This is a genomic window from Paenibacillus agri, assembly GCF_013359945.1.
Lineage (GTDB): Bacteria > Bacillota > Bacilli > Paenibacillales > Paenibacillaceae > Paenibacillus_AQ > Paenibacillus_AQ agri.
Genome location: NZ_JABWCS010000146.1, coordinates 1 through 445, shown reverse-complemented (window position 1 = coordinate 445; position 445 = coordinate 1). Strand labels below are relative to the sequence as shown.

At 46.7% G+C, this 445-nt stretch carries 1 protein-coding gene; it reads right to left on the bottom strand.

Annotated features, from left to right (window positions below):
- The coding region (locus HPT30_RS00735; RefSeq protein WP_175369660.1) for an InlB B-repeat-containing protein at positions 1-445 on the bottom strand (445 nt) is incomplete at both ends.

The following is a 445-nucleotide window of genomic DNA, read 5'->3' as shown; positions in this document are numbered from 1 at the left end:
TATAGCCTGACTTGGTCGGCGCAGCAGGCTCTACTACTTTCTTTCCATACTCTACAGTCTCGCTGACTACTGCCGATCCGCCGTTACTGTCATAGTTGACTTTATATTGGTTAATGTCCCATTTCGCATAGAGCGTAATGTCAGCCGCTGGTACTGTATCTGCTGTAAAGTTCCATTTGTCGCTCAATGCCTGGTCTTTGTACCACCCTACAAAGACATAGCCTGACTTGGTTGGCGCTGCAGGCTCTGCTACTTTCTTTCCATACTCTACAGTCTCGCTGACTACTGCCGTTCCTCCGTTGCTGTCATAGTTGACTTTATATTGGTTAATGTCCCACTTGGCATAGAGCGTAATGTCAGCCGCTGGTACTGTATCTGTTGTAAAGCTCCATTTGTTGCTCAATGCCTGGTCTTTGTACCATCCTGCAAAAGTATAGCCTGACTT